The 5,400-nt window shown below is 57.7% G+C and carries 5 protein-coding genes and 1 pseudogene; 2 read left to right on the top strand and 4 right to left on the bottom strand.

All coding sequences use genetic code 11. The features are described 5' to 3' along the window. Positions 1-33: 33 nt before the first annotated feature. Together KO516_RS13945 and KO516_RS13950 are read right to left on the bottom strand one after the other, a co-directional pair. Positions 34-1,275: a type II toxin-antitoxin system HipA family toxin gene (locus tag KO516_RS13945; protein WP_216004394.1), complete on the bottom strand. Its 1,242-nt coding sequence runs from the start codon at positions 1,273-1,275 to the stop codon at positions 34-36. Beyond that, on the bottom strand, positions 1,275-1,667 hold the full coding sequence (locus tag KO516_RS13950) for a helix-turn-helix transcriptional regulator (RefSeq protein ID WP_216004395.1): 393 nt from the start codon (positions 1,665-1,667) through the stop codon (positions 1,275-1,277). Before KO516_RS13950 ends, KO516_RS13945 begins: the two co-directional genes overlap by 1 nt. Positions 1,668-2,073: 406 nt before the next feature. Here KO516_RS13950 and KO516_RS13955 point away from each other — a divergent pair, with 406 nt between their 5' ends. Further along, entirely contained in the window at positions 2,074-3,036 is a 963-nt protein-coding gene (locus KO516_RS13955) for an IS110 family transposase (RefSeq protein ID WP_216004396.1), read from the top strand. A 9-nt stretch (positions 3,037-3,045) separates the two neighbouring features. On the opposite strand, the gene KO516_RS13960 is transcribed toward KO516_RS13955, so the two are convergent. Together KO516_RS13960 and KO516_RS13965 are read right to left on the bottom strand one after the other, a co-directional pair. Further along, positions 3,046-4,125, bottom strand: coding sequence for a GSU2403 family nucleotidyltransferase fold protein (locus tag KO516_RS13960; RefSeq protein WP_216004397.1), 1,080 nt, complete (start codon positions 4,123-4,125; stop codon positions 3,046-3,048). A gap of 389 nt (positions 4,126-4,514) precedes the next feature. Then, positions 4,515-4,970: pseudogene (locus KO516_RS13965) on the bottom strand (transposase); the annotation flags it as partial. Positions 4,971-5,092: 122 nt separating this feature from the next. On the opposite strand from KO516_RS13965, the gene KO516_RS13970 reads away from it, so the two are divergent. After that, the coding region (locus tag KO516_RS13970) for a helix-turn-helix domain-containing protein (protein ID WP_216004398.1) at positions 5,093-5,400 on the top strand (308 nt) is incomplete at its 3' end.

The raw sequence follows: 5,400 nt of genomic DNA on the forward strand, positions 1-5,400 counted from the left end.
TTCGAAGCCGTGAATCATGCTGGTGCAGCGAAATCAATGCATCCTGACCCTAAGATCCTGAGAGGTCATCTGCAAAGACGTGCCAATCGCCCTCCAATGACTGGATATGGTATCCGCCATGTCACGTATCATACTCCGCGCCTCGCCCTCGGACAGATCGAAATACGGCGCTGCGTCGAGAGCTGAAGCGATCGAGCACTCCGCACCGTGAATTTCCGAAATCGAGGTCTGAAGATACCCACCAGCCCGGTGCTCCGGATTGATGTCGAAGGCCGGGGACAGGCGCCAACCGGTGGGTGCGCGCAGGAAGCCGTGATTGCGCAGATGGTCATCGGTGTTGCGGATCAGGATCCCAAAGCACATCCGCCTGTAAAGCTCGAGGATATCCCGCTTTGGGTCTGCGCCATGTGTGCGCAGCGCCATCGCGATATCCTCGTAGGAGTGGTCGTCGCCTGAGTATTCGGAGACGAATGTCTGGGCCGAGATGTAAGGAACGCGAGCTTCATGGTTCTTCCCCATACGATCAAACCGTTTGACCATGATCATCGGGAAATGTGGAGCGTCGTTGAGCACATGCGCTTGTGCAACCTCGATACCTGCAAGTCTAGCAAGGCGCAGTGCGAGAACTTCTGCACGGGCCATGGCATAAGTGTCATTTTGCTTTGGAAGCTTGATGATCCACAGGGCGCCATCCTCGTCGATAGCGTTGACCTTCGGCCGGGCACCACCGAGTGATCCCACGGCATCACGCAGGATGTCGCCACCGACGAGTTCTCCGCGCTTTTCGACATAAGCATCGGGATCGGCCTCAAACGACCTAGCAGCATGAATGACATCAGCCATATTGTGCAGCATCGGAACGCGAGGGCTTCCCTTTTCAGTCGAAACCTCGGTCAGCGCGCGGCCCTTCTCTCCCGGAGCATCGAAATACCGCAACGCACCGATGCGCAGGACATCATCAGTTCCGATCAGATAGTCGATGTCAAAGAGGTGTCCTCCCCCGCTTGTCTTGTCGATGATCTTGCGGCCCCAGGAATCTGGGGCCCCATCCTCGATCGGGCTGGGGAGGGACGACATGTTGCGGTCCTTCTTCCCGAAGAAAGGGGCAGCCTGCAAAGGCATGAATGGTGAGAGGGGGAAAGCCCGTGCGTTCTTGAGCCATGTTTCGGCGTAGCGGAACGTGGAGGTCTCACGACGCCCATCATGCTCACAAACAAGCGTTCCAACCGGAACACCCGACGCCCCCATGCGGACATCGATTTCCTTCTTGCCCATCACCAGCCCTCCGGATCATTGCTTCCAGCAGCATCAGGGAGAGATCCTAGCGGCTTGGTCTCTTCCGCAGGCCGAGGCCTGACGATCCTTTTCGGCAAGGCTCCATGGGCGGCCATGAGACCGATATCGTCCGAGGCGCGATCAGCGAGATCAATTATACGGTCCAGCATTCCCAAGGCGTGCAGTGCCATGGCCAGCGTGTTCAACGATACGCCAGGATCGCCTTTTTCAAGCCTGCGCAATGTCCCGCGGTCCACCCCCATACGCTCGGCCATGTCCACCGTGGACAGCTTGCGGGCTCGCCGGGCAAGGGCCATATCCTTACCGAGCTTTGATAGCCCGTGTTGGATGATGGGATGTACAGCGCTTCCCTTTGTCATCTTGCTGATCATGGTGTTCAAAAGCCTCATAACATCCGATTAAGGTGTATCTGCGCACCATAAGTGTCATCACTCGGAAAATCACCAACTAAATTTTCTTCAATCATCAAGGGATGCACACATACACCAAATCATGCTATTCTTGTGCATTTGTGCTGCGTTACCTCCATGCGAGCCTTGTTGCACTTATCGGTGATACTTGCCGTTATGAAATCCTGAGGCTCATGTGTCTCATCCCTGCTATGAGTACCCCGTCGCCGTTCCCGGCCAGGACCGACGACGGGGTGGGATACAGCGCTAAACACCTTGTGGCACGACCACGTTCTCTAGCAGGCTGATCCTGCCTCTCTTCACCGTCTCGAACAGTTGACGGCGGCCCGTTTTGCGGGACCGCGAAGCATAAGGAAGAGAGAGTGACATGATACCTGACACAACCCTCATTGGGATAGACGTATCGCGCGACTGGCTGGACGGGTTCTGCCTTCATGACCAAAAGCGGTTCCGACATTCCAACACGCCAGAAGGCCATAGGGCGGTGATCGCCATGATCCGGCAAATACCCGGTCAGGTCAGAGTTGGCTTCGAGGCTACGGGTGGGCATGAATGGGTGCTCTGGACGGCACTTGCAGCTGCAGGAATCGATGCGGTTCAATTGCCTCCGGCGCAGATCAAGGCCTTCGCGTTGTCTCGGGGTACGCGGGCCAAGACAGACCGGATCGACGCAGAACTCATTGCCCGGTTTGTGGCGTTTCGACCCGAAGCGGGGCGAGAACTGCCAAATGAAAACTTGCGTGTTCTCAGGACCCTGACGACCCGAAGAGGGCAACTTGTCGATATGCGCAAACGGCTCAGAACTCAGATCGGTGCTCGCAGGAAGCAGGGTGTATCTGCCGACGTCAAGGGCATGGATGATGATCTTCAAGACGTGCTCGACGCCCAGATCTCTGCCATCGAACGAAGGATCGAAAACGTCATTGTGCAGACTGAGCCACTTGCTGCAAAGGCGAACCTGCTGCGATCAATCCCGGGAATTGGTCCAGTCTCTGCGGCGATGTTGATCGCCGAATTGCCTGAACTCGGCCGGATGACGTCGGGCGAAGTCGCTGCCATGACCGGCCTGGCACCGATCTCACATGACAGCGGGGCGATGCGAGGCAGGAGAACGATTGCGGGCGGACGACGGTCTCTGCGACATGTACTGTTTCAGGCAGCGCTCGCCGCTGCCTATCATAACCCGGTCCTGAAACCGGTCGCAAAACGCCTCAAAGAGCGCGGAAAGCCACTCAAACTCGTCGTCATTGCAATCGCACGAAGGCTGGTCACAATCGCCAACGCGATCATCAAAACCGCCATACCATGGCAGATTCAGCCCGGGGAATAGACACAGTTACTAGCTGCCCCCGGGGCCCTCGGGGCCGCTAGCGGCCCCGCTCAGGGCAAGTAGCTTCTCCCGGATGTCGATGCTAAGTGACTGGGCCGCGGCCTGCAGGTTCTTGCGCCATTTTGGACCCCGTTCTAAGGCTTCGTTCCAGACAAATTCCACGTCATCTGGCCGATCCTCCAGCAAAACCTCAAACAGCGCCTGAGCCTGTACGATGTCCTTGCGCGCTTTCGTTAGACTGGAGGGGGTGCTGCTGCGCATGCGTGAAACAATCAGCTTATGAACCGCGTATCGCTCAGGGGCGGGGACATTGATGGGAATGCCCGCGCCATGGAGACTCACCGCGTTGATCTCTCCAAAGATGAGGAAGTCGAGATACCTCAAGAGTTGCGCATCCCCCTTCAACGCCGGGAGGTTGGTTGTCTTGGGGCGCTCAGCGCCGCGATGAGGTGACAGCAGATCGACCGCGAACTCCTCCTGGCTGCCGGTACGGATCGCATAACGCAATGTCCGGCGCCCATCAATTGGGGAGGGGATCGCCCGAAACCGGCTATCAACTTCTTGCAAAGTCTCAATGAAGCTATCGGGAACGCTGTCTTCAACGGCTAGGGAGATCGAATGGAACTGGGCAATATCGAGGTCTGATGTCTGGCCAGCCGCGGCGCTGAGTCGAACGCCGAGCATAGCACCATAGGTCTGAAATGCCGCGGAACCCACTACAACCGCGCGAAGGCGAAATGCACCCGCCTCCGAGAGTGCAGACATAATCTTCCCAGAAATCGGGTCCGGTCCCGGGATTCGAGACGACCGCAGCGCACGAACCATGCTCATGCGCTCCTTTCGGATGAGGTTCAACGCTTTGTGCTGCTCCAGCCTGGTCCGCACATTCGGACCATCTGGTCCCAGGTAGCGGTCCGGGCGGCGCTCCCCGTTGACCATCGGCATTTTCACATACCAGTAATCGCGGCCGTGTGCGCTTTGCTTGTAGGGGGAGCCACCTGCCTGAACCAATTCCTGATAGGATCCCGCCCAGGCGCGATCAACAAGGTCAGCGTAGAGTGTTTGGGTGGATACAGGTAGGCGTTGCATCGATTGCGGCTCCCATTGCTTGCATGACCTTATAGACAATTATTATTTTTTGTCTATAAACCCCTCTTGGAAGCGGATAAGTAGTATCCCGAAACATCGCCAGCTCATCTTCGCTCCTTGGCTCCGGGGTTCCAAAGAGTGCCCGGGCACGGCGGATCAGCTCGTTTAGCAGGCTGCTTCTTTGGTAGCCGCCCGTGATGCAAGACCCTTGTGATCCTGTCGGCGTGTGATCGAGTGCAGTCTTCTTTCTGGCCTCATTTCGCGGCGCTTCCATGGCCGCGGGCCGGTATGGAGATCAGCGGATCAGGTCCAAATCTGAAAAGCGAGCTTTGCGCTCTTAGCAGCCTTCTGGTTTTCCTGGTCCAGATCTGTTCGATCGTTGCGTCCATTCAGGTTGTCGGCTTCTCACATTCCCCTTGGCACCGTTGCCAGCAACTATGCCACGATAGACATGCCGCAGCTGCCAGCGCCGGAGCCTTGTAATCCTCGTTCTTGGTCAGCATAGCCCAGATCTGCCGGGCCATCTTGTTAGCCAGCGCGATTGCGACCAGCATCTTCGGCTTCTTCGCCAGCATCCTGGCGAGCCAGGACCCTTCCGAGATCGTCTTGCGCCCAAGCCAGTTCAGTCGGGACATCGCCCCGATGATCAGGAGCCGTCGGATATCGGCCTGCCCCGCTTTCGAGATGCGTCCCAACCGATCCTTTCCGCCCGAGGAATGCTGACGCGGGACCAACCCAAGCCAAGCCGCAAAGTCGCACCCACGCTTGAACTGCGCCATGTCTGGGCCGAATGCTTCGACTGCCAGAGACGTCAGTGGGCCAACGCCAGGTATGGTCTGCAGGCGCCGCGCCGTGTCCGGCTGTCAATCGGCACCCAATATTGACCCCCAATTGGAGTGCGCCCCTCGGGCTGGACAGCTTGAGCTGAAGATTTTGACCGGGTCGTGGTTCTGATAAGGAGAACCGCATGACCAAGAAGCACCGTCGTCACAGCACGTCCAAGAAACGCGAAGTCGTCGAAGCCTATTTCAACGGCGAGTCGATGCGCGCGCTCAGCCAGAGGCACGATATTTGCCGCACGCTGATCCCGATCTGGATCGACAAGTATGAGCGTGGCGAATTTGACGATGACGCCATCGAAGAGGAACTGCTCCCTGAATACGAAACGCGGATCGCGGCGCTCGAACGGCTTGTCGGCCGTCAGGCGCTCGAGATCGAGTTTTTGAAAACGGCGCGGGCGCACACACGGTCGCACAGAAACGGATCTACATCCGT

Origin of the sequence: Citreicella sp. C3M06 (genome assembly GCF_018860705.1) — a bacterium.
GTDB lineage: Bacteria > Pseudomonadota > Alphaproteobacteria > Rhodobacterales > Rhodobacteraceae > Salipiger.

What these genes read in the sequence shown, in the direction of transcription:
- KO516_RS13955 (WP_216004396.1), top strand. Translation starts at nt 2,074, where the DNA reads ATGATACCTGACACAACCCTCATTGGGATAGACGTATCGCGCGACTGG.
- KO516_RS13960 (WP_216004397.1), bottom strand. Translation starts at nt 4,125, where the DNA reads ATGCAACGCCTACCTGTATCCACCCAAACACTCTACGCTGACCTTGTT.
- KO516_RS13950 (WP_216004395.1), bottom strand. Translation starts at nt 1,667, where the DNA reads ATGATCAGCAAGATGACAAAGGGAAGCGCTGTACATCCCATCATCCAA.
- KO516_RS13945 (WP_216004394.1), bottom strand. Translation starts at nt 1,275, where the DNA reads ATGGGCAAGAAGGAAATCGATGTCCGCATGGGGGCGTCGGGTGTTCCG.